Consider the following 23,388-nt stretch of genomic DNA (forward strand, 5'->3'; position numbering starts at 1 on the left):
TGGATGATGTAAAACCAGCCTTTTGTTGTGATATAGGAGAGAAGGCACAGGCGATCATGGAATTGAACGGAGGAAAAGAGATTGAATAAGAAAAAAGCAGTTATCTTTGATGTGGATAATACCTTAATCGACCGCAGGAAATCCTTTCGTGACTTTTGTGAGTATTTTATAGGACGGTATGGGGAGCAGTATCCCTTTGAGATGACGAAGGAGGAGCTGGTCCGGTACATGGTTGAGGTGGATAAGGATGGCTATGGCGGATTGGTCAACTTTATTATTCAGCTGAAGCAGGTATGGGACCTGCCCCATTCGGTGGACGGCTTTATTAAGGAGCGCAATGAGATATTCGGCAGTTTGACCGTTCCTTACGAAGAAACCCATGAGGTGCTGGAGGCTCTGCGGGGAAGATATAAGCTGGGCATTATCACAAACGGATATTCCACGGTGCAGAGAGAGAAGATCCGCATGGCGGGGGTAACGGATTATTTCCGGGATATTATTGTATCGGGAGAAGAAGCATTTGAAAAGCCGGATGAAAGAATTTTCCTCCTGTCCTGCAAACGTCTGGAAGTGGAGCCGGAAGAGGCGGTTTATGTCGGGGATTATTATCCCAACGATGTTGCAGGTGCGCTGAAGGCAAAAATAATGCCCATCTGGATCAGTACTGACCCAGAGGAGCATCAGGAATACGATGGAATACGGGTAAGCCGGTTAAAGGAGATTATGAATTATCTGTAATTCTCCTTCAGCCACCGGGCAACACTGTCCTCCCGGTTAGACCCGATCACCAGATCCGCCCTTTCCCGCAGTGCCAGAACGGCATTGCCTACGGCGATTCTGTAATCGGCGGCATCAAAGAGGGATAGATCATTGGTATTATCTCCAAAGCAGACAACGCGATCCAAATTCAGATAATCGCGCAGAAACTGTACGCCGTGATACTTGGAGGCTGCCTTGTGGTAGATTTCCAGATACCAGAGATCAGGCGAGTAATTATCCTTGTAAAAGACACAGTTTAAATCGGGAATATCCTTCAGGCGCCGGTGAACCGGCTCCAGCCTTTCCTGCCGGTCGATCAGAGAGAAATAGATCAGCGGTTCCCCGGATAACTGGTCAAAGCGGTCAATCTGTGTAAAACGTTTGCGGTAGAGATCCACCCGCTCCTGATAGAAATTTTGCAGCGCCGGAGTATTCAGATCCTCATAATAGGTGGACATGACCCCGTTCCGGATGGTGTAAGCAAAGCCCTTCAGCTGATATTCCCGGATTACTTCCATCAGACTGGATATCCCTGCTTCCGGTAAAGTCTCTGTCTTAATATATTTCTCCGTTGCGAGATCGTAGATACATACGCCGTTCATGAGGATGACCGGCACTGTGACCTGGACATCTTTCAGCAGGGGCTTTACGGATGCGATAGATCTTGCGGTAGCCGCACTAAAGAGCATCCCTTGGGAGATCAGCTCATTCAGCGTTTGTATGGTGCGGGAGGAGAGTGTAATGTCCGGCTGCAGAAGGGTGCCGTCGAGATCCGATATATAAAGTGTTTTCATATTATTTCTACCTTCTTATCCCTGGATTATCCTATTTACGAAAAGCAGGGGAGCTGCTGCTCCAAGGCTTCGTATGATTCAACCATCCGGTCCATCCAGGCATCAAATTCAGGATCCTTCCGCTGGTACTGGGGATGCTGCTCCAGGAAGGCCAGCGTCTGGCGCACACCTTGATCAAAACGCACTGTGGCCGCATATCCAGGTACAAGCCGCTTCAGCTTGGAATTATCAAAGATTACAGTATTGGATTTGTCGCCCAGCAGGCCGCCGAGACAGTCGGGGTATGCTTTTGCCAGAGTGTCGGAAGGAATATGAACCAGCTGCGGCTGACGGCCCAGCGCATCACCAATAATACCATAGATCTGATTCCAGGTGAGGCTCTCGTCCGAGGTAATATGCACGGTCTCGCCGATGGCATGGACATTGCCCATAAGGCCTACAAATGCCTTGGCAAAATCCGTATTATGAGTCAAGGTCCATAGGGAGCTTCCGTCACCGTGGACAATGACCTTTTTACCCTGGCGGATGCGTTCAATGATGCTGTAGCTGCCGTTTCTGCCATGCAAAGCCACCGGAATATCATAATTGCCGTAGGTATGGCTGGGACGGACGATGGTGATGGGGAAGCCCTGGCGGCGGTATTCCTCCGTGAGATATTCCTCGCAGGCTATTTTATTTCTGGAATACTCCCAGTAGGGATTGGCTAAAGGGGTGCTTTCCGTAATGAACGGACTGGACAGGGGCTTCTGGTATGCGGAAGCAGAGCTGATAAAGATATACTGCTTTGTCTTTCCTGCGAATAAGCGGACATCCCGTTTCAGGGCGTCGGGATGGAAGGCGATGAATTGGGCAACCACATCAAAGCTCATGCCCTTGAGCTTTTCCTCCACATCAGCCTCATTGTAGATATCGGCCTCAATCACTTTAACTCCCTCCGGAACCAGTTCATTTCGATTACCGCGGTTTAACAGATAGAGCTCAAAGCCGCAGAGGGGAGCCAGCTGTGTGATCGCCGTGCTGATGGTTCCGGTACCTCCGATAAATAGTGCTTTCATGCGTATCCTCCTTATGATCTTCTATATTTTTTGATTTTTCTCGTAGTCTTCCTTTAATAACCCAAAGATATAATAATCTGTCATTACATTGATAATAGCGCCCTGGCGGATGAAGCCCTCCTGGGTGAAGCCCATCTTCTGGGCGACCCGCAGCGAGGCCTGATTGTCGGCAAAGCAGCGAAGCTGGATGCGGGTCAGCCCCATGTGTTCAAAGGCCGCTTTGATGACTGCCTGTCCGGCCTCCGGGGCAAAGCCCATTCCCCAATAGGCCTTGCTGATGCGGTAACCGATATCCGCCTGCCTGCGGAGCCGGAAATCATAGAATACAATCTCACCGATGACCTTATGGCTGTCCTTTAATTCCATAAGCCAGGTCAGCTCCCTCCGGGCCCGGTATTCCTTCATGGTTGCATTATAATGGTAGTCCAGCTTGATCTTTTTCTTCGGCCGTTTCCGTCCGCCGGTATCCCTGGCTTCATCGTACACGCCCCAGAAACGGTACACACTGTAATCATTGATAAATTCCAGGCTGTCCCTTCCGTCGGAGGGGCTGTCGGTAATCTGGCGAAGAATTAGCCGTTCCGTCTCAAGCCTGGGCAAATTTTCAAAGAAAGCCTCGTAGCTCATCTGCGTTCTCCTTTTATATCATGCTTTGTTAATATGATTCATTCACGGAAAGTTATAACCTATAGGTTACAAAACTGCCCAATATTGTACCATCTGTATTCTTGACCGGTGAAATGCCAAAGTTATTCTTTGCCCACAAAGCATGTGAAGCTTCATTATTAATGTCACAATAGGCTCTGATTTGCATTGAACCGGCTTCGGAAGCAATCCTTTTAACTTCATTTATGAAAGCACTTCCTATTCCTTTCTTTCTGCAGGAGGGGTCAACTACATCAATTACATTAATAAAATCCTCGGTTTTTCCATGTAAAGGAGCAGGAATTTCCCTTCTAAAGACGGAAGCGAAAGCAATCGGACGGTCATAATCCATTGCTATCAAAGTATATCCGTCTTTACCGGTGCATAAAACAGGCTTTATTCCTGGAAACATATTAATTAAATTATCTATATCTTGTTCATTTGCTTGTTTTATATACAAAATCAGATCCCTCGTATTCTCGGAAAGCAGCACCATAATATTACTATTATCATAGCACAATTATGGAAGGATTACAATGATGAAGAGGATGTGGACAAGAGCACCCTGTTGCGGCAGCACTTTCCACATCCTTGTATCATGATGATATAGCCAATCAAATTCAAAATGCAACTGCATACCAGTTGCATTTTGAAAAATTTATTAATTTGGGTCTTATCATAATTCAAGCTGCTGTTTTTCTCCCCGAGGGATGGAGCGAGAGGAGGGTCAGTACAATTCCGGCAAAGGAAAAGACAATCCGGCTGGCGATAAAGGCCGAAGAGTATGTGAACTCATACATCCCCGGCAAGGTATATTCTTCGGCAACCAGAACGGATACGGCGGAGCTTTCGAGGATATCGATGAAGTCCGGCAGAGTCAGCCGGAAGATACCCAGCACTAAAATTACCGTCAGCAAAATAGAGAATGCGGTTCTTCTTCTGGTTCGAAAAAGCATTGCAGCTCCGAACAGAAGGATTGCCGGTGGCAGGAGAAGAAGCAGAGCCGTCCATAGCAGCGGGAGGAGAGTGGGATAGGCTGTAAATAGCATATCTCCAAAAACCGTCCGATAAAAAAGAAAGCAGGCTGACACCGGCAGCGCAGCGGCAACCAGGAATGCGCAGGCCGCGGCGGCACAGCGCAGGAGCCGGAAGACGGGAAGGGGCATGGGTGTTGCACCGACGATGGCTTCCGCCCGCAGTTCGGATGCCAGGGACTGTCTTCGGCACAGTACCAGCAGCAGAATTAGAAGGAACGGTGTGAGAGAGGAGCAATAGGTACTGAAGGTCAGCTGGGAAAATGGTGCGGTATAATTGGTGCCGTACAGCACCATGCTGCGGAGCAGCGAAATCCCATAGACCAGTGTGGCCACAAGGAGGAGCAGATATTCTTTTGAAAAAAACAATCTTTTCATTTCATATTTAAAAATAGTACTCTTACGCAAGTTCTATCGCCTCCTTCGTCAGTCCTATTATGGCTAAAAAATCATCATAGGTAATGGTCTGTCCCAAATGTGTTTTGTAAAGCTGGGAGAGCTTACTCTGAAACTCCCCTGTTCCGCCCAGGAGAGCCTCCGCTTTCAGCATCATCAGCGGCATAAGGTCATACAGCTTCCGGTTGAGGAAGGAGCCCATGATGTTTGACGCATCTGCCTCAGATAATTTTGCCAGGTACTCCGGGTTCCGGATATAAAATGCGTTCCGATAAGTGTCCCAGCTCTTCTGCCAGTCCTTTGTATAGCGTTCCTGTGCATACTCCTCTCCGAAATATTCCTTCATAAAGCAGTAGGTGCTGTAGCAGGTGATACCCTCCGCCGACCAGCCGGAGGCGGTGTCCTGTACCGGCATGGTAGCAAGCCCCCACCACTGATGCGCAATCTCATGGACAAGAACGTCTATGCCGCCGCTCCCATGGAGATTCGAGGGATCGGCAGGAAGATACCCTTCCGAAGCAAAGCTTGTCTCATCCATGGCGCTTATGGTGCCTGTAGCGAAGCCGCCGCTTACATAGGCGGGAAGCTCCAGCATGATAAGCTCCCCGCTGTAACGCAGCGGTCCATAGGCATCTGTAAAATAGTCAATGGCGGCCTTGATTACGTTTACCGCATCCATGGAGGCAATGGATTCTTCATGCTTTCGAAAATACTTCAATTGGATGGCAAGCCCTCCGGCTTCAAAGGAGCTGGTTCCGTACTCGGCGGCGAGGATGCCCGTACCCTGGGAGCCCTTGTTCCCGGTGTACTGCCACCGGATTTTCCCGTCTATACGCTCCCTCTTTTCTGCCTTGCCTAAGGTGAAGACCGGTTCCAGCTCCTCGTCCAGAAGAAGCGTACCGGAGAAGGCGCCGTCTTCTGCGATCCGTATATCCAGACTGGGGGCAACGGCAAAGACCGGGAGCCGGACAAAGCCGCGGGAAATACCATAGAGGGCTACCTGGAGAATGGTATTGTTGTTTTGGAGCCCGCCTGAATAATTGATCTCAACCTCATATTCCGAGGCGGCGGGTAGCTTGATATTCCAGTTTGCTATGCTGTTTTCTCCGGTCTCCCCCCGGATCGCCTCACCGGCAGCCCCGTTAATCCGAATCCGGTTGATCTTAAGGCCGGCATTTATCAGAACCGGGAGTGACTGAGGTTCGCCTGTCCCGTTATACAGCTTGTAGCGTGCAGTGCCGGACAGCTTGCGGCTTCCGGTGCGGATATCCAGCTCAAAGCTCTTTTCTGTCTGCATCAGCTCGGGGTTTTTGATCTTTGGCTCATCGCCGGAGGAGACAATGATCCCCGTGCCAGAGCTGACCATATTGCTGAAATCAGTCGGCTTGCTGTCGTCAAAAAGCGGCTCATGGACATAGATGATGCCGGCTAATAGAATAGAGGAGGCCAGCAGAAGCGGGGGCCAGATACGGCGGCAATTGACAGAAAATGATCCAGGGAGCCCCTGTCGGTAACGCCGGAAGGAGCAAAGTCCCAATGCCCATATACCAAGGGATGCCGGCAGGCAGAAGAGCCGGTTCCACAAAAGCATGTCAATTTGAAACTGGTTTGGGACCAGATCGGAGAAATTATATGCGGTTGTCTGAACCCAATAGAGAAGATAACTGGGATTTAAGGTATACATGCTTCTTAACTGGATGGAGAGGAAGATCAGCCCCATCATGATAATAAAAGCGGCTCCCACATGCCCTGTCAGCATGGAAATGCCCATGGATAGCAGCACGGCAAAAATCAGAGAACCCAGAAAGATAAGGTACCATGCGGACAGAAAGGTTGCAGTCTGGAAATAACTGTCCGTCTTTATCATGCCAAACCAAAGTGTGAATACGGAGATCAGAAGGGTGGTCACGACCGCGGTGCAGATCAGAGCCAGTGTTCTGCGGATCTGATGGCGGAGAGGGTCTGTGGCAGCCAATATAATAACATCCGTATTATTTTTATAATCTCTGTGAAACTGTGCCAGGGAGAGCAGCGTGAAGAGCAGAGCGCCCAAAAATGCGCTGCTTTGGGCGGCGCTTACCATATAAATATCGGAGGCGGTTCTGCCTTGCCCGTTCAGGCAGAACCACACTGTGCCTGCCCCAGTCAGCGCCATGATGAGGAGCGTCATGCGCTCGCCCAGCATCCGCCGTATCTCATGCATGAGAAGGGGTGTCAGGCACCCGGTTTTTGGTTTCTGCATCCTATTCAAGGGTGGCACCCCCATTCATCAGACTCATATAGGCATCCTCAAGGGAGGAGGCATGTTCCTGTGCCATCAGCGCGTCAGGTGTTCCAACATAACGGATTTCTCCTTGATTTAATACAATGAGATGGTCACAGGCAGACTGTACATCCTCAATGATATGGGTGGAGAGGATGATCAGCCGGTTCTTTGCTTCTGCTGCGAAGAGGTTCCGGAAGGCCAGTCTTTCCGCCGGGTCCAGCCCTACGGTTGGCTCGTCGAAGATCAGGAGCCGGGGGTCTCCCAGGAGAGCCTGGGCAACTCCGACACGCTGTTTTTGTCCCCCGGAAAGGGTCCTTATTCTGGCCTTACGCTTGTCCTGCAAATGTGTGAGGCTTATAACCCTGTCAACCTCCTTTTTAACCGCTTTTTTCCCGATGCATTTCAGGGCGGACATATAATCCAGAAACTCCGTGACGGTGAGATCCTCAAACAGCCCAAACTCTTGGGGCAAATAACCGAGGCTGGATTTGACATACGACGAGGGGCTTGGGGCTTGCCGCTGCTTAAAGGGGCCTTCCTGCCGGATCAGGGGCTGCTCGTCAATGAGTATTTCCCCGGCGCTGGGGAGGAGATGGGCGGTGAGCAGCTTCATCAGCGTACTTTTGCCGGCTCCGTTGGGACCCACAAGGCCGATGAGACTTGGGCTTTCCAGGGTCAGGCAGATATCCTTCAGCGCATTCTTTCCGCCTTTGTAGGTTTTCTGCAGGTTCTTTAGTTCAATTTTCAAAAAATCAACTCCATTCATCCGTGATGCCTTAAGCATAACACCGGAGAATGGAGCTGGTATGAAAGCCGTGTGTAGCGGATATGAAATTCAAAAATAAATGGTGAACCGCATCCCCTCCGGCTCGGCCATGGGCTCAAAGCGGTACTCCAGCCCGAGGCGGCGCAGTATGGTTTCCACAAGGTAGAGGCCGAGGCCGTTTCCCCCGGTCTCCCGGCTCCGGGAGAAGTCGGGGCGGTAAAAGGGCTCATATAGCCTTGCAATCTGCTCCGCAGGTATGGGAACGCACTCATTTTCTATGATAAGACGGCGTTCCTGACAGTGGATTGAAACAGCTCCGCCTGGCACTGCATACAGAACAGCGTTGGAAAAGAGGCTGGCCAGGGCTTTCTCCAGAGGCTTTGGCTGGACAGTGACAGGGAAGGATTCCTTCCAGTCGGTGGTGACAGATAATCCTCTGGTGCGGGCAAGAAGGAGATAAGGCTCCAGAACCCCGGTACAGATTGTCTCTATGCTTATTGCGGCGTTGGGCTGGGATGCGGTCTCCCGGTGGGAAGAAGCCGGATCAGGGAAAGCCTGGCAAAGAGAATCCTGCAGGAAGAAATCCTCCTGCCTGGAGGCATCCAGAATATCATGCAGCTTGCCGGATAAGATATCGGTCAGCTCCTTGCATTTGGGAAGCCATTGATCATGATCCTTGTATTTTCCTATACCCAGCATTATATTGTCCATGATTACACTTATGGCGGTTACCGGTGTCTTCAGCTCATGGGAGGCGGCACGCAGAAAATCGGTCTTGGCCTTTTCAGCGGCTTCAGTCTTCTTGAGCTCGGCTTCCAGGGAGACTATGGTACACAGCAGCTTCTGGTAAAGTCCGTTCAGATCATCGGCAAGCTGGCCGAACTCATCCTTCGAGCGGACGGTGCACCGTGCATCCGGCTCCAATAATGTCATTTGCCGGGTCACGCCGGAAATGGCCTTAATGGGGCGGGTAATGGCACGGGCATACAGCAGGGAGAAAACAACCGCAATGGCGATGCACAGGAGAAGGGACAGGGGAAGCAGTGATACAATGACCGCTGCCGCCTCACGGACAGGAGCCAGGGTCATGGATACGGTAAGAGTACCCGCTTCCCCTTCCATGGTGAAGCTGCGGCTGGCCTTCATGGTATTCGCCGGGACATGGATGCTGTCCTGGTCAAGGGAGAGGAAATCCTCTGGGATTATGATGTGATAGACCCGGCTGGTGTCACCGTCTGTGAGCGTGGCAGAGGAGGAAGGAGCGGTATTATCCTGGCCGGATTGCTGATCCGGGTAGGTCATGGAGGTCACGATGACAGAGGTTGTTATATCTCCACTCATTTCTGCTTTGCTGAAGGAATAGTTGTCCTCACCCAGCTGTATCACAATATTGGATTGTCCGGGAATGGCGGAGGTTCCCATCAGGCTGGCGATATCCTCCCGCTTCGCTGTCTCCAGCCGCTGTACCAGCCAGTCGGCCTGATTGGTGAGAGTCTGGCGTTTCTGATTGGTATAGAAGTGCGGCAGGAGAGTGTAAATCAGCCCGCTGGCCAGCAGCGCAATCAGCGTCAGCAGAACCAGGGTATAGAAAAAGGTTTTGGGGAAAATCCTCATTGCTCCACCTCCAGCTTATAGCCCACGCCGGTGATGGTAACGATACAGTCCAAATCCAGCTTTTTTCTTAAATTCTTGATATGTGAGTCCACCGTCCGGTCAAAAACAGGCCGGTCTTCTCCCCACAGCCTGTCCAGAATCTGCCCCCTCGTCAGCACCTTCCCTTTATGCTCCGCAAGAAGCTGCAGGAGCATGATTTCCCTTGGGGTGACTTCGATGGGGCCGTCCTTACCCCTGGCTGTATATCCGGTGAAATCAACCGTTACATCTCTGTACTGCCACAGGGCGGGGGTAGCCGCGGGTCTGCTGCGCCGAAGCAGCGCCTCCACACGCTTTTCCAGCAAAACAATGGAAAAGGGCTTTGTGACATAATCATCCGCTAATCCGTCAAAGCTGACAGTCTGGGTATATTCATCCCCGATGGCGGTGAGCATGAGAACAGGCACATTGCTTGACTTGCGTAATTCGTGAAGCACAGCCAGCCCGGTAAGTCTGGGCAGCATCACATCCAGCAGAATAAGATCATAGGAAGCCTGCCTCGCAAGAGCCAGAGCCTCTTCCCCGTCATAGGCGGGAGTGACTTCGTATCCCGCAACCTTGAAATATTCACAGATGCCGTCACTGGTATCCCGGTCATCCTCCACTATAAGAAGCCTCATATCTTCCTCCATTCCTGCACATGTATCCTGTATCTGATCGATTTATGATATTAGTTTAGCATCAGGATGTGTAGCAATTATGAATTTCAAGCATTTTTTTAGCATACACCTGTGAGGAAGCCTATACTGTTTGTACCAGAATATGGGCGGAATTACATAAATTGATTTTCCGTAAATATTTTTAATCCGATGAAAAGCAGTACCACACCTCCTGCCACTTTCGCCCGCAAGCCCAGCAGGGAGCCGAAGCTTTTCCCTATGTAAACACCGGCGGTACACAGAACGAAGGTGATCAGCCCGATCAGAAGGGCGGCATACAGGATATGGATATTCAGTACGGCAATGCTCACTCCGGCAGCCAGGGCATCGATGCTGGTTGCGACGGCCTGTATCAGCAGATTCTTCACACTGAAAATATTACGTGTGCTGCAGGCAGATACGGTTCCGGCACTTTTCCATTCCTTAAAGGTGTCCACCAGCATATTAATTCCGATTGCGCCCAGCAGGATAAGAGCGATCCAGTGCTGGAAGCGGCATACAAAATCAGAAAAGGTTCTCCCCAGGATAAAGCCCAGAACCGGCATCAGAGCCTGAAAAAACCCAAAGGCGAGACCGGTGGCAACTGCGTGTTGTTTGGTTATCTTACTGCTGCACATACCGTTGGTAATTGCTACGGCAAAAGCATCTGCGGATAAGCCAAGAGCCAGTAATACAAGAGTTATTAAGTCCATGTTCATTTTCCTTTCTTATCGGTTATTATCAGGCAGGGGAGTCCTTCCTGAATTTAAGCACAAAATAAAACCCATGCATGGCCAAAGCTCTAGCCATACATGAGTCTCGTTCATTAAGGTAAGCCAGATTTCGTACGAAATCAATATGTTGACTTGCCACATACTTAATTGTATGCAAACTACTCCCTCATTTAGTACCTGTCACAAATTAATAAAATAGTATCATGTAAGTCCCCGTTTGGCAAGGAGAATTTTAAACTTTTGATAAGAAATTATCAATAGTAATCCGGATCAAATTATTTTGCTAAATTTTTTCTTGCCTCATGGGGCAAAAGGGTGCATAATAATGGACAGTGCCTTTTGACAATGCCGTATTGCGCGGCATCCGGGGGAAAAAGGTAAATTATAATCGGAAAGTAGGTTATATCATGTCTCTTGCTGCTACCGCATTTAACCAGATAGCAATTATGTTTCTTCTCATTGCAGTAGGATTTGCCAGTTACAAAGCTAATCTGATCGATAAGGAAACCAATAAAAAGCTGTCAGACCTGGTGCTGATGCTGGTGAATCCCATCGTTATATTCATATCCTATCAGAGAGAATTTGAGGTTGCGTTATTGAAGGGGCTTCTGATCTCCCTGGTACTGGCGGTGATAACCCACGTCATAGGAATTGCTGCCGGTTATGTACTGCTCCGTGGCAATAAGCAGAAAGCGGAGCTGGCAATTGAGCGTTTCGCGATTGTGTATTCCAATTGCGGTTTTATCGGCATCCCCATGGCGGGCGGGCTCTTCGGAAGTGAGGGTGTATTCTATATCACCGCTTATATGACAGTATTTAATCTGATGGTCTGGACGCATGGTATCATCCTTATGACAGGAAAGGCGGATGCAAAATCGATTTTCAAGGCAATTCTGTCCCCGTCGGTCATCGCCACGATCTCCGGCTTCTTGCTGTTTACTGCTCGGATTATGCTGCCGGGGACAATTCGGGATACCCTGGCTTACCTGGGTGATATGAACACTCCTCTGGCGATGCTGGTTGCAGGGGTAACCATTGCCCGGACAGATATCAGAATGCTGCTTGGTAAGTTGAGAATCTATTACATAGGCCTACTGAGGCTGCTGGTAATTCCCATAGCCATGTTGTTTCTGTTTCATTTCTTTCCGATTCCCCGGGTGGTGTTGCTGACCCAGATATTGGCAGCCGCTTGTCCTACGGCAGCGACGATTAACCTGTTCGCCCTGCGTTATGATAAGGACTATCTGTATGCCTCGGAAATATTTGCGGTCACCACGCTTTTGTCCATGGGAAGCATCCCCCTGGTAATGTTTCTTGCAAATATAATTTAATAGAAGTTTTTAATCTTGAGTTTCTAATCTGCGGATGTTATGATAGAATGAAAGTGTAGTGAGCAGTGCGAGAAGGACACTTGCACATCAAGCTTGTTTGAAGCATGCGATCGGAGCTGAAGATCATAAACACGGTCTATGTTCATGATACATAAAAGCGTAGTGAACATGATGCGAGCTTGCTCGTGATTATGTGAGCGGAGCCAGAGATCATGAACATGAGATTTATGTTCATGATATAGTGAGCAACTCAGAATGAACATATAAAGGAGTTATACGGATGAACAATTATGTGATTGTAACAGATGCGACTCTGGACTTACCGGCGGGCATCATTGATGAATATGGGATCAGAGTGATTCCCATGGGCATATGCCTGGATGAAGTGGAATTCTTTCATTATCCCGACGAACGGGAATTGACCGTTGAAGACTTCTACCGGAAGCTGAAGGAGGGTGCGGTTTCCCGGACAACTCAGATTACACCTGCAATATTTATGGATTATTTTGAAGATATACTAAAACAGGGACAGGATATTCTATATATCTGCTTCTCATCGGGATTGAGCGGCACCTATCATACCTCGCAGGTGGTAATACGCGATCTTTCGGAGAATTATCCGGAGAGGAGAATCTATGGAATTGATTCTCTGTGTGCTTCCATCGGGGAAGGACTGCTGGTATTGAATGCCGCGATTCAGAAAAAGAACGGATTGGATCTGGAGCAGCTGCGCGATTGGGTAGAGGCCAATAAGAGACGGGTCCGCCATTGGTTTACGGTAAAGGATCTGTTTCATCTCAGGCGCGGCGGAAGGCTCAGCTCCATTGAGGCCATGGTAGGCACGGCTTTGAAGATCCGCCCTATCTTAAGTACGGATTCGGCCGGTAAGCTTACGGTGGTGTCAAAGATCCGGGGTAGCCGGGCTGAGCTGGAATTCATGCTGAACAAAATTGAAGAAGAGGGCGAGGATTTATCCTCCCAGATCCTTATTATCGGCCATGGGGACGACCTGGAGCAGGCGCAGGAATTGGAGAAGCTGATCCGGAGCAGGCTCCGGGTTCAGGAAATTATCATTTCCAAAATCGGTCCTGTGATCGGTTCTCATACCGGACCGGGCATGCTGGCGCTGGTATTCGTGGGGAGCACCTTGCCTTCCGCCTGACTGCCCTGTGAACGGTAGCATATTCTGCTTAAAATGTTTGTAAAGTGGAAGGAATCCAATTGCTTTCCTCTGCCAAATTAAGTATAATTATAGTAGGGTCGTATCGTAGTCCAATATGATACGACCTTCTTGTTTCGCACAACTATGCATAATTATAATAGAATAGAATGAGTACAAAAGCAATGTATGATTGACACAAGAGTAATGGGAGGATAATTGCTTGGACAATGATAAAAGGAGAATATCCGGCCCGGAACAGGGTCAGATAAAGCCATATAAAAAGGATGCGGATTACTCTTATACACTGGGGGCGTTTCCCACCTATGAACTGATTAAGGCAAGGCCGGAGCAGGTAATCAAGGCAGTGATGGATACCGGCTTTACAGACCGGGATAAGCTGGCGGCGCTATGCGAAGAAAATCACATCCCCGTGGAATACAATAATAAATTAATTGCTAAAATCAGTGATAAAGAGAACTGCTATGCTGCCGGTATATTTCATAAATATGATTGCAGGCTGAAAGAGGACCGGCCCCATATCGTCTTGGTGAATCCCAGCAATATGGGGAACCTGGGAACCATTCTGCGGACCGCGGCAGGGTTTGGCATCTATGATATTGCTATTATACTGCCGGGGGCGGATATTTATCATCCGAAGACGGTGCGTTCCTCCATGGGGGCGCTGTTCCGGCTGAATTTCCATCACTATCATGATTTTAAGGAATACCGCAGGGAATTTCCGGAGCATGAGATCTTTACCTTCATGCTTGACGGTAAGAAGCCCCTGACGGTTAAGGATTGCCCCAAGGCAGAGCTTTTTTCTCTGGTCTTTGGCAACGAGGCCACGGGCCTGGATGCCTCCTATCTTGAGGTTGGAACCAGTATCTATATCCCCCAGTCACCAGATGTGGATTCTCTGAATCTGACCATTGCGGTGGGGATTGGAGCATATATTTTCACAAATCAAGCATAATATGCGGTCGCCCGGATAGGGCGGAAGGAGGAAGTATGAGGTTAAACTATAAGAGGACATTCTTTGTAGGGCTTGCATTTCTGTCGATTTGTGCCTTTTGGCAAATGTATGACAATATCATTCCGCTGATATTGAAGAAAACCTTTGGCCTTGGGGAAACGGTAACAGGGGTTCTGATGGCTTTGGATAATGTACTGGCCTTATTTTTGCTGCCCCTGTTCGGGTCCCTTTCGGACAGGGTGAGTACTCCCTTGGGGAAGAGAACGCCTTTTATCTGCGGGGGTACGCTGGCAGCTGTGGTGGCCATGTCCTTTCTTCCCATCGCCAATAAGGCCGCCAGCCTGCCTATGTTCATGATTGCTCTTGGAGTAGTACTGATTGCCATGGGTTCCTACCGGTCTCCGGCGGTTGCCCTGATGCCGGATCTTACACCCAAGCCGCTCCGAAGCAAGGCCAATGCCATCATTAATCTTATGGGAGCCATCGGCGGTGTCTATGCGCTGGTTATGATTAAGCTGCTGGTGAAGGAAGGGACCGCTTATCAGGAAGTATTTCTCTCCGTTTCGGTTCTCATGGTGATTGCCGTAATTATCCTGCTTCTCACCATAAGAGAGAAGAAGCTTGCCGCATCGGTTGACCTGGAAGCAGGGGCCGTACATAAAAAAGAGGAGGCCATATCTCCCGCCGGCGAAAAGCAGGGGGGCGGGATGCCGAAAGAGGTACGGAGAAGCTTTATTCTGCTGCTGGCATCCATTTTCCTATGGTTTACCGCTTATAATGCCGTCACAACAGCTTATTCCAGATATGTGGAACAGGTATGGGGGCTGGGTGAGGGAGGCTTTGCGGACTCTTTGCTGGTGGCTACCATTGCGGCGATTCTAAGCTACATCCCCATCGGTATTATTGCCAGCCTTGTGGGACGTAAGAAGACCATACTGGCAGGTATCATTTTTATGACCGCTTCCTATTTATGCGGAGCTTTGTTCACCCAGTATTCCCCCTGGATCAATGTGGTATTTGCCTTCACCGGAATCGGCTGGGCGGCTATTAACGTGAATTCCTATCCCATGGTGGTTGAGATGTGCAAGGGCTCGGACATCGGCAAATACACGGGGCTTTATTATACCTTTTCCATGACGGCCCAGACGTTAACACCCATTGCATCGGGAGCGCTGCTGGAGTATGTGTCCTACCGGACCCTGTTCCCTTATGCGGTAATCTTTTCCGTAGCATCCTTATGCACGATGCTCTTTGTAATGCATGGAGACTCCAGGCCGGTGAGAAAGAAGGATATGGTAGAGAATTTTAACATTCCCGATTAAACGGGGATTGACGGCAGTGCAGACTATATGACATAAACGGAGGCAAAATTATGTTACTTAAGATACTAATCATTGTTATTGTTACCGTATGTATTTTATATTTGCTGGCTATCATGCCGAAGCTTCGGCCAGGTAAAAAGATTGCTTCCATGGACGGCTGGCTCTATGCACACCGGGGACTGCATAATAACAAGAGCGAAGCGCCGGAGAACTCTTTGAAAGCCTTTGCCCTGGCAGTGGAGAAAGGGTATGGCATTGAACTGGATGTTCAGCTGACAAAGGATCAGGTTCCGGTTATTTTGCATGATTATACCTTGCAGCGTGCCTGCCATAAGGATATCCAGGTATCCTCCCTGACCTGCGAGGAGCTGCGGCGGTACACCCTGTTTAAATCCAAGGAGCGGATTCCCACCTTGAAGGAAGTGCTGGAGCTGGTGGATGGCCGTGTGCCCCTGATTGTTGAACTGAAGATTCCCTGGAAGGCGGAGCGCTTGTGTACGGAGGCAGCGAAGCTGTTGAAGGATTATAAGGGCTTCTATGTGATAGAATCCTTTAATCCCTTCGGTTTGATATGGTATAAGAAGCATTATCCCCAGGTAATCAGGGGGCAGTTGTCCTCTGATTTCAAAAAGGATGAAACGGAAGGAAATTCGTTTCAATATTTCCTACTAAAACACCTTTTAATGAACTTTTTAACAAAGCCAGATTTTATAGCCTATAATCATCTTTATAAAACGGCCCTTTCTTTCACGATCTGCAGAAAGCTGTACCGGGTGAAGACAGCCGCCTGGACTATAAAATCCCAGGAGGAACTGGAGAGCAGCTCGAAGTATTTTGATCTCTTTATATTTGATAAATTTATCCCCGGCGGAAAGCTGGCGGCAGGAAAGCAGGATGGCGGCTGATTGATCTCAGGCATGCATAACCCCCCGGATATTTGGGAATAATGATCCCATAATTTTTCGGGGGGATTTTATTATGCTGAAATTTATTGGAGTATGGATGATTGAATGGCTATGGTGTCTTTCCGATTTGATCTTAAAGCCCAGAAAATTGCCCTATCATAAGGGCTATCAGAGAGAAATGGATTGTAACAGAGCGAATCCGGAGGAATATTATGCCTGGGATAAGGAGATCTTCACCTTGAAATCGGATTATGGCTACCGGCTTTCCTGTGAGCTGCTGGATGGCAGGAGCAAGGAGCTGCGAGAGCAGGACGAAAGGAGGTCTCACAGCAGGGTGGTAATCCTGTGTCATGGCCTTGGCTGTGCGAAATACACCAGCTTAAAATACGCCGCCATGTTCTTCCGGCTGGGTTTCCGGGTGCTGATCTATGATCACCGCAATCACGGCTACAGCGGGAAGGCTCATACCTCCATGGGATTTTATGAAAAATACGATTTAAAGAAACTGGTAGACTGGTGCATCGAACGCTTTGGAACTGACTGCAAAATCATTACTCACGGAGAGTCCATGGGAGCGGCCACGGTTTTGATGCATCTTGGAATTGATCACAGAATCAGTGCCGCAATTGCAGATTGTGCCTATTCGGATCTGACACAGTTATTATGCCACCAGTTAAAGCAGTATTATCATCTGCCCTGTTTTCTTATTCCGGTGGAAAGCCTCCTCACTTATCTGAGGGCAGGCTTTTGGTACAGTGAGGTGTCCCCGGTATCAACGGTCCGCCGTACTCTGACCCCCATCCTGTTTATCCATGGGAAGAATGACCATTACGTGCCTGCCGCGATGTCCAAAGAAATGTATGCCTGTAAAAAGAAGAATAAAGCGCTCTATCTTGTGGCAGGAGCCCGCCATGCCGAAAGCTATTGCAGGAATAAGGAGGGATATGAGAAGGTGGTGGAGAGATTTCTCAGGAACTGGGAGAAAGGGCATGGACGATGGTATGACAGATAAAAATCCGGTGATCAGAGGATGCAAGTGGAATAGACGCATCCTTTCATCACCGGATTTATGATTTATTCCTGATCCAGGGAAGCCATCTTCATTGCGCGAACCTTGAGGGACAGGCCGAACAGGTTGATGAAGCCTTCTGCATCATGATGATTATACAGACTTCCTGTGGTGAAGGAAGCAATGCTTTCGTTATACAGGGAATAGGGGGAAGTGGTTCCCTGCTTAATGATATTTCCCTTATAGAGCATCAGCTTGACCTCTCCGGTTACATATTCCTGGGTCACATCTACAAATGCCTGGTATGCTTCCCGCAGAGGAGTGAACCATTTGCCCTCGTATACAATATCAGCAAAACGGTTGCCGACTTCCTTCTTCGCCGTCATGGTGGCACGGTCCAGAATCAATTCCTCTAACTGCATATGTGCTTCCATCAGGATGGTGCCGCCGGGAGTCTCGTATACGCCGCGGGATTTCATGCCCACCACACGGTTTTCAACAATATCGACGATGCCGACGCCGTGCTTGCCGCCGATGGTATTCAACTCTTTGATGATATCTGCCGCAGTCATCGCCTTGCCGTTCAACGCGGTAGGGATGCCCTTCTCAAAGGTGAGGCTGATGGTCTCGCCCTCATCGGGAGCTTCCTGAGGAGTAACGCCCAGAACCAGCAAATGATCATAATTAGGTGCGTTGGAGGGAACCTCCAGTTCAAGTCCTTCATGGCTGATATGCCAGAGGTTGCGGTCACGGGAATAGCTGTTATCGTTGGAGAAGGGAAGATGGATGCCATGCTTTGCGCAGTACTCGATTTCTTCCTCGCGGGAAGCCATGGTCCAGATTCTCCAGGGAGCGATGATCTTCAGGTCGGGAGCAAGGGCCTTAATGGTTAATTCAAAACGTACCTGGTCGTTTCCTTTTCCCGTTGCGCCATGACAGATTGCGGTGGCTCCCTCGATACGGGCGATTTCCACCAGCCTTTTGGCAATAACCGGGCGTGCCATGGAGGTTCCCAGGAGATACTTGTTTTCATACACGGCATTGGCCTTTACACAGGGAATTACATAATCGTTGACAAATTCGTCGACCACATCTTCAATATACAGCTTTGTGGCACCGGATAGCTTGGCTCTTTCCTCCAGACCGTCCAGCTCGTTACCCTGTCCTACATCGATACACACACAGATTACATCATAATCGTAATTTTCCTTTAACCAGGGAATGATGGCGGTGGTATCCAGACCACCGGAATAAGCAAGAATTACTTTCTCTTTCATAAGACTACCTCCGTATACTCTTTCATAAAGTGGGAAAATTTCTATTTGCTTAAATATACATCATATTTAATTATTATGCAATAGGTAAAAATAAATAAAAGTATAAAAATACAAAACTATTCTTTGTATTAAAGTGACAGTTCAGCCTGTGGCTGTGCGGAGGCTGAATTGTTACTTTAAGTGACAAGCAGATCAATCTGCTGGAATAATGGAGGAAAATCGATTATAATATTTGAGGCGTCTGGTTTTAACCGGACTATATTAAGGAAAGCACAGGGAAGCTCAACCCAGGGACAGCAGCCCCGGAAAGGATAAGAATGTATCAAATCATACTGGCATCAGAATCACCAAGGCGCAAAGAAATCATGGAGAATATGGGAATTCCCTACCAGGTTCTTACGAGCCGTGTAAAGGAAGTGACAGAGGAGACTGTTCCGAAGAAGATGGTACAAGCTCTGGCGGGATTGAAAGCAGCGGCGGTTAAAGAAGAAGCAAAGGCTCGGGCAGGAGCGGATACGGATCTCATTATCATCGGAGCCGATACCATGGTATTTTATAAGGAACATGCTCTGGGCAAGCCCAGGAATGAAGCGGATGCGGTAAGAATGCTGCGGCTGCTGTCCGGTGACATCCATGAGGTATTGACAGGGGTCAGTATTATAATTCTGCACCGGGAGGGATGGGAAGAGGAGCTGCATTTTTCCATCTGCACCAGAGTGACGGTAAATCCGCTGACAGACCGGCAGCTTCTTGATTATATTGCATCCGGAGAACCCATGGATAAGGCGGGTGCCTATGGGATACAAGGGAGTTTTGGCATCTATATTAAGGAAATTGAAGGAGACTACTATAATGTTGTAGGTTTTCCTATTGCGGAAATCTATGCCGTGATGCTTCGGCATGGGATTGATTTAAAAAACTTAAATTAAGTATTGCATAAAATTAAATTTGGATGTATAATTATAAATATTTTAGCGGCGCTTGATTTTGCATATTCCAAGGAAGCATATGAAACATGCATATTAATGAGCCGGAATGAGAATGACAGTGAAAGGCAGGGTGTGTCGGATGAAAGTGATAGATGGAGGGGTGACAGCCCCTCAGGGTTTTCAGGCAGCAGGGATATATGCCGGAATTAAGAAGAAGAGAAAGGATATGGCACTGGTCTGGTCCTCAGTGCCGGCGAAGGGAGCGGGAACCTTTACAACCAATGTTGTGAAGGCAGCTCCGGTAAAATGGGATATGAAGATAACGAAGGAAAGTCCCTTCGTTCAGGCGGTGGTCCTTAACAGCGGTGTAGCCAATGCATGTACCGGGGCGGAAGGGGATACGAATAATGAGAGAATGGCCGCGGCTGTGGCAAAGGCCATGGGCATTCCCGTAGAAGCGGTCTATACGGCCTCCACCGGTGTGATCGGAAAGCAGATGCCCATTGATGTAATCGAAGAAGGGGCAAAACTTCTGGCCGGAGAGCTGAAGGAAGGAAGAGAGGCTGCTTTGCTGGCGGCAGAGGCAATTATGACCACGGATACCTATTCGAAGGAATGCGCGGTCAGCTTCCTGGTTGACGGTAAAGAGGTGAAGGTAGGAGGCATGGCCAAGGGTTCGGGAATGATTCATCCCAATATGGCAACCATGCTGGGTGTGGTGACCACGGACTTAAAGATCAGCAAGGAGCTGTTGCAGGAAGCGCTCAGCGCGGATGTAAAAACCACCTTTAATATGATCAGTGTCGACCGGGATACCTCCACCAATGATTCTCTGCTTCTATTAGCCAACGGATTGGCTGGCAATGCGGAGATTACGGAAAAGGGCGAAGCTTATGATGCTTTCTGCAAGGCTCTGAATTATGTCACAGCAGATCTGGCGAAGAAGATGGCTGCGGACGGCGAAGGAGCCACCAAGCTCTTCGAGGTACAGGTACAGGGTGCCCCGACCTGGGAGGAGGCGTCCGTTCTTGCCAAGTCCATCATCACCTCCAATCTCGTGAAGACCGCTGTGTTCGGAAATGATGCCAACTGGGGAAGAATCCTGTGCGCCATGGGATATTCCGGCATCAGCTTTGACCCTGACCGGGTGGATCTGTATATTGAAAGCGCGGACGGAAGGCTGAAGCTGGTGGAGAACGGAATGGCCACGGATTATTCCGAGGAGACAGCGACCCGGATCCTCTCCGGCAAGGAAGTAAAAGCTATGGCAGACCTGAAGGCAGGAAATGCCGCGGCAACTGCCTGGGGCTGTGACCTGTCCTATGATTATGTGAAGATCAATGCGGATTACCGCTCATAATACCGGAGAATCGTTGCCGGAAGATTAGTATGATTGGAAAGGAATGCAGAATGGAACAAATGGAGCAGATATTAATGAAGGCCCAGACTTTGATTGAGGCCCTTCCCTATATTCAGAAATTTAACAATAAGAAGGTAGTGGTGAAATACGGCGGAAGCGCTATGCTGGATGATGACCTTCAGCATAATGTGATCAAGGATGTGGCACTCTTAAAGCTGGTGGGTATGCAGCCCATCATCGTCCATGGCGGCGGCAAGGAAATCACCAAATGGCTGGGGCTGCTGGGGCATGAATCCAGATTTGTGGAGGGCTTACGAGTCACCGATGAGCAGACCATGGAAGTAGCTGAGATGGTTCTGGGCAAGGTGAATAAAAGCCTGGTGCAGATGGTGGAACAGCTGGGCGTCAAAGCGGTGGGCATCAGCGGGAAGGACGGCTGCACCCTGAAGGTGGAGAAGAGAACCGTGAACGGTCAGGATATCGGGTTTGTAGGCAATATCAAGGAGGTTAATACGGATCTCATTGATACTCTGATAGAGAATGATTTTGTACCGGTCATTGCACCCATCGGTCTGGATGATGAATATCAGAATTATAATATTAATGCCGATGATGCCGCCTGCGCGGTAGCCACAGCCATCGGTGCGGAGAAGCTGGTATTTCTCACGGATATTGAGGGGGTCTATGCCGATCCCAAGGACAAGGACAGTTTGATATCCGTCCTGACGCTGGATAAGGCGGATGAGCTGCTGGACAGCGGCTTCATTGGCGGCGGCATGCTTCCGAAGCTGAAAAATTGCGTGGATGCGGTGAGAAACGGTGTATCCAGGGTACATATTCTGGACGGAAGAATAGAACATTGCCTGCTGCTGGAGTTCTTTACCAACCGGGGAATCGGTACTGCCATTATTGATCAGGCGGGTATCTATGAGAACGAATTATCCTAGACACAGATATCGGAACGGCATTCAGGAGCCTGTAACGGCAGGAATATGAGTATAGAGGCAGGAGCAGGAATGAAAGCATAGGGCAGAGACGCAATGGGGAGTATAAAGCAGATGTATCGAAGGAAAGGATATGGTATTGATGAATTATTATATAGAAGAAGCGGAAAAGGTGCTGATGCATACCTATAACCGTTATCCGATCGTTCTGGATCGGGGGGAAGGAGCGTACCTGTACGATACCCAGGATAAAAAATATTTGGACTTTGCCGCAGGCATTGCGGTATTCGCCCTTGGCTACGGCAGCAAAGAATTTAACCTTGCCCTGAAGACACAGGTGGATAAGCTGCTCCATACCTCGAATTTGTTTTATAATGTTCCGGCTGTGGAAGCGGCCCGGAAGCTGGCGAAGGCCTCCGGCATGGACCGGGTGTTCTTTACCAACAGCGGTACGGAGGCCATCGAAGGTGCGTTAAAGCTTGCCAGAAAATACTATTATAAAAAGCACGGTATCGCGGACAGCCAGGTGATTTCCATGTATCATTCCTTTCATGGCAGAAGCATGGGTGCTCTAAGCGTAACCGGCAATCAAAAATACCGGGAAGCTTTCGAACCGCTCATGGGCGGAGTTGTATTCGCTGAGTTCAACAATCTGGACAGTGTGAAGGAGCTGGTGAACGACAGGACCTGTGCCGTCATCCTGGAGCCGGTTCAGGGAGAGGGCGGCCTGTATCCTGCGGACAGGGAATTCATCGAAGGGGTCAGGAAGCTCTGTGATGACAGGGGAATTCTTCTGATCCTGGATGAAATTCAGTGCGGTATGGGAAGAACCGGTCATTTCTTCGCCTATCAGCACTACGGAGTGAAGCCGGACGTCATAACCACTGCCAAAGCATTGGGCTGCGGGGTTCCCGTGGGAGCCTTTGCTGCGACGGAGGAGGTGGCAGCCGCTTTTGAGCCGGGAGATCATGGCACCACCTATGGAGGCAATCCCTTTGCCACAGCGGCGGTGAGCAAGGTTTTTGATTTATTTGAGAACCAGAAGCTGATAGAGCATGTCCGGGAAATCTCCGGGTATCTGGAGGAGAAGCTGGATGAGCTGAAGGCAAAGCATAAGATTATCCTGGATCGCCGCGGAATGGGGCTGATGCAGGGATTGGAGCTGAGCATACCGGTGAAGGAGATCATTCCCAGAGCCATGGAGGCCGGTTTGATTCTGATTACGGCGGGAGCCAATGTAATCCGGTTTGTTCCGCCCCTGGTAATTGAGAAAGAGCATGTGGATGAAATGACAGCCATATTGGATCAGGTTCTGCAGCTGCCCGACTTTGCAGGGTAATGGCAGGGGGAGTCCGATGGATCGCTGAGCCTGGGAAAAGATCTGTGTACAAAAGACAGACCTTTTCTCAGGCTTAATTTTGTGGTATAAATGATTT

The 23,388-nt window shown here is 49.2% G+C and carries 22 protein-coding genes; 11 read left to right on the top strand and 11 right to left on the bottom strand.

Going from position 1 to position 23,388, the window contains the following annotated elements; translation table 11 throughout:
* The first annotated feature begins 81 nt into the window (after positions 1-81).
* On the top strand, positions 82-738 hold the full coding sequence (locus tag HNQ56_RS16800; protein ID WP_429148648.1) for an HAD family hydrolase: 657 nt from the start codon (positions 82-84) through the stop codon (positions 736-738).
* Here the strand turns inward: HNQ56_RS16800 and HNQ56_RS16805 are convergent.
* The 10 genes from HNQ56_RS16805 to HNQ56_RS16850 form a co-directional block, all read right to left on the bottom strand.
* Positions 729-1,553, bottom strand: a complete 825-nt coding sequence (locus tag HNQ56_RS16805; RefSeq protein WP_429148650.1) for an HAD family hydrolase — start codon at positions 1,551-1,553, stop codon at positions 729-731. The two genes, HNQ56_RS16800 and HNQ56_RS16805, sit on opposite strands and share 10 nt — an antisense overlap.
* Before the next feature lie 35 nt (positions 1,554-1,588).
* A complete protein-coding gene (locus HNQ56_RS16810) occupies positions 1,589-2,608 on the bottom strand; it encodes an SDR family oxidoreductase (protein WP_429148652.1) in 1,020 nt (339 codons plus the stop codon).
* Between the two features lie 21 nt (positions 2,609-2,629).
* Positions 2,630-3,235: a GNAT family N-acetyltransferase gene (locus tag HNQ56_RS16815; protein ID WP_429148654.1), complete on the bottom strand. Its 606-nt coding sequence runs from the start codon at positions 3,233-3,235 to the stop codon at positions 2,630-2,632.
* 52 nt (positions 3,236-3,287) lie between these two features.
* Entirely contained in the window at positions 3,288-3,749 is a 462-nt protein-coding gene (locus HNQ56_RS16820; protein ID WP_429148656.1) for a GNAT family N-acetyltransferase, read from the bottom strand.
* Between the two features lie 187 nt (positions 3,750-3,936).
* A complete protein-coding gene (locus HNQ56_RS16825) occupies positions 3,937-4,695 on the bottom strand; it encodes a hypothetical protein (protein ID WP_429148658.1) in 759 nt (252 codons plus the stop codon).
* The gene (locus HNQ56_RS16830) at positions 4,688-6,925 is read right to left on the bottom strand and encodes a M1 family aminopeptidase (RefSeq protein ID WP_429148660.1); all 2,238 of its coding nucleotides are present in this window, start codon (positions 6,923-6,925) and stop codon (positions 4,688-4,690) included. The genes HNQ56_RS16825 and HNQ56_RS16830 overlap by 8 nt, the downstream gene beginning before the upstream one ends.
* Before the next feature lies 1 nt (position 6,926).
* Positions 6,927-7,697: an ABC transporter ATP-binding protein gene (locus tag HNQ56_RS16835; RefSeq protein ID WP_429148662.1), complete on the bottom strand. Its 771-nt coding sequence runs from the start codon at positions 7,695-7,697 to the stop codon at positions 6,927-6,929.
* Positions 7,698-7,784: 87 nt separating this feature from the next.
* The gene (locus tag HNQ56_RS16840; RefSeq protein ID WP_429148664.1) at positions 7,785-9,329 is read right to left on the bottom strand and encodes a sensor histidine kinase; all 1,545 of its coding nucleotides are present in this window, start codon (positions 9,327-9,329) and stop codon (positions 7,785-7,787) included.
* The gene (locus HNQ56_RS16845) at positions 9,326-9,988 is read right to left on the bottom strand and encodes a response regulator transcription factor (protein ID WP_429148665.1); all 663 of its coding nucleotides are present in this window, start codon (positions 9,986-9,988) and stop codon (positions 9,326-9,328) included. The genes HNQ56_RS16840 and HNQ56_RS16845 overlap by 4 nt, the downstream gene beginning before the upstream one ends.
* A gap of 152 nt (positions 9,989-10,140) precedes the next feature.
* A complete protein-coding gene (locus HNQ56_RS16850) occupies positions 10,141-10,719 on the bottom strand; it encodes a manganese efflux pump MntP (RefSeq protein WP_429148667.1) in 579 nt (192 codons plus the stop codon).
* Positions 10,720-11,072: 353 nt separating this feature from the next.
* Between HNQ56_RS16850 and HNQ56_RS16855 the strand changes: the two genes are divergently transcribed.
* From HNQ56_RS16855 to HNQ56_RS16880, 6 genes are all read left to right on the top strand, one after another.
* A complete protein-coding gene (locus HNQ56_RS16855; protein ID WP_429148669.1) occupies positions 11,073-12,071 on the top strand; it encodes an AEC family transporter in 999 nt (332 codons plus the stop codon).
* A 280-nt stretch (positions 12,072-12,351) separates the two neighbouring features.
* Positions 12,352-13,233: a DegV family protein gene (locus HNQ56_RS16860; RefSeq protein ID WP_429148671.1), complete on the top strand. Its 882-nt coding sequence runs from the start codon at positions 12,352-12,354 to the stop codon at positions 13,231-13,233.
* A 220-nt stretch (positions 13,234-13,453) separates the two neighbouring features.
* The gene (locus tag HNQ56_RS16865; protein WP_429148673.1) at positions 13,454-14,206 is read left to right on the top strand and encodes a TrmH family RNA methyltransferase; all 753 of its coding nucleotides are present in this window, start codon (positions 13,454-13,456) and stop codon (positions 14,204-14,206) included.
* 35 nt (positions 14,207-14,241) lie between these two features.
* Entirely contained in the window at positions 14,242-15,528 is a 1,287-nt protein-coding gene (locus tag HNQ56_RS16870) for an MFS transporter (RefSeq protein ID WP_429148675.1), read from the top strand.
* 50 nt (positions 15,529-15,578) lie between these two features.
* Positions 15,579-16,433: a glycerophosphodiester phosphodiesterase family protein gene (locus HNQ56_RS16875; protein ID WP_429148677.1), complete on the top strand. Its 855-nt coding sequence runs from the start codon at positions 15,579-15,581 to the stop codon at positions 16,431-16,433.
* Between the two features lie 73 nt (positions 16,434-16,506).
* Entirely contained in the window at positions 16,507-17,445 is a 939-nt protein-coding gene (locus tag HNQ56_RS16880) for an alpha/beta hydrolase (protein ID WP_429148679.1), read from the top strand.
* Positions 17,446-17,507: 62 nt separating this feature from the next.
* On the opposite strand, the gene HNQ56_RS16885 is transcribed toward HNQ56_RS16880, so the two are convergent.
* Positions 17,508-18,719: an argininosuccinate synthase gene (locus HNQ56_RS16885; protein ID WP_429148681.1), complete on the bottom strand. Its 1,212-nt coding sequence runs from the start codon at positions 18,717-18,719 to the stop codon at positions 17,508-17,510.
* A 317-nt stretch (positions 18,720-19,036) separates the two neighbouring features.
* On the opposite strand from HNQ56_RS16885, the gene HNQ56_RS16890 reads away from it, so the two are divergent.
* The 4 genes from HNQ56_RS16890 (at position 19,037) to HNQ56_RS16905 (ending at position 23,291) form a co-directional block, all read left to right on the top strand.
* Positions 19,037-19,648 (top strand): Maf family protein, encoded by a 612-nt coding sequence (locus HNQ56_RS16890; protein WP_429148683.1) that lies wholly within the window; start codon positions 19,037-19,039, stop codon positions 19,646-19,648.
* A gap of 139 nt (positions 19,649-19,787) precedes the next feature.
* A complete protein-coding gene (gene argJ / locus HNQ56_RS16895; protein ID WP_429148685.1) occupies positions 19,788-21,008 on the top strand; it encodes a bifunctional ornithine acetyltransferase/N-acetylglutamate synthase in 1,221 nt (406 codons plus the stop codon).
* Between the two features lie 29 nt (positions 21,009-21,037).
* Positions 21,038-21,955: an acetylglutamate kinase gene (gene argB / locus HNQ56_RS16900; RefSeq protein ID WP_429148687.1), complete on the top strand. Its 918-nt coding sequence runs from the start codon at positions 21,038-21,040 to the stop codon at positions 21,953-21,955.
* A 139-nt stretch (positions 21,956-22,094) separates the two neighbouring features.
* Positions 22,095-23,291 carry an aspartate aminotransferase family protein gene (locus HNQ56_RS16905; protein WP_429148688.1) on the top strand — a complete coding sequence of 399 codons (1,197 nt, stop codon included), beginning with the start codon at positions 22,095-22,097 and terminating at the stop codon, positions 23,289-23,291.
* Positions 23,292-23,388: the final 97 nt, after the last annotated feature.

The organism is Anaerotaenia torta, assembly GCF_050433395.1.
Lineage (GTDB): Bacteria > Bacillota > Clostridia > Lachnospirales > Lachnospiraceae > Mobilitalea > Mobilitalea torta.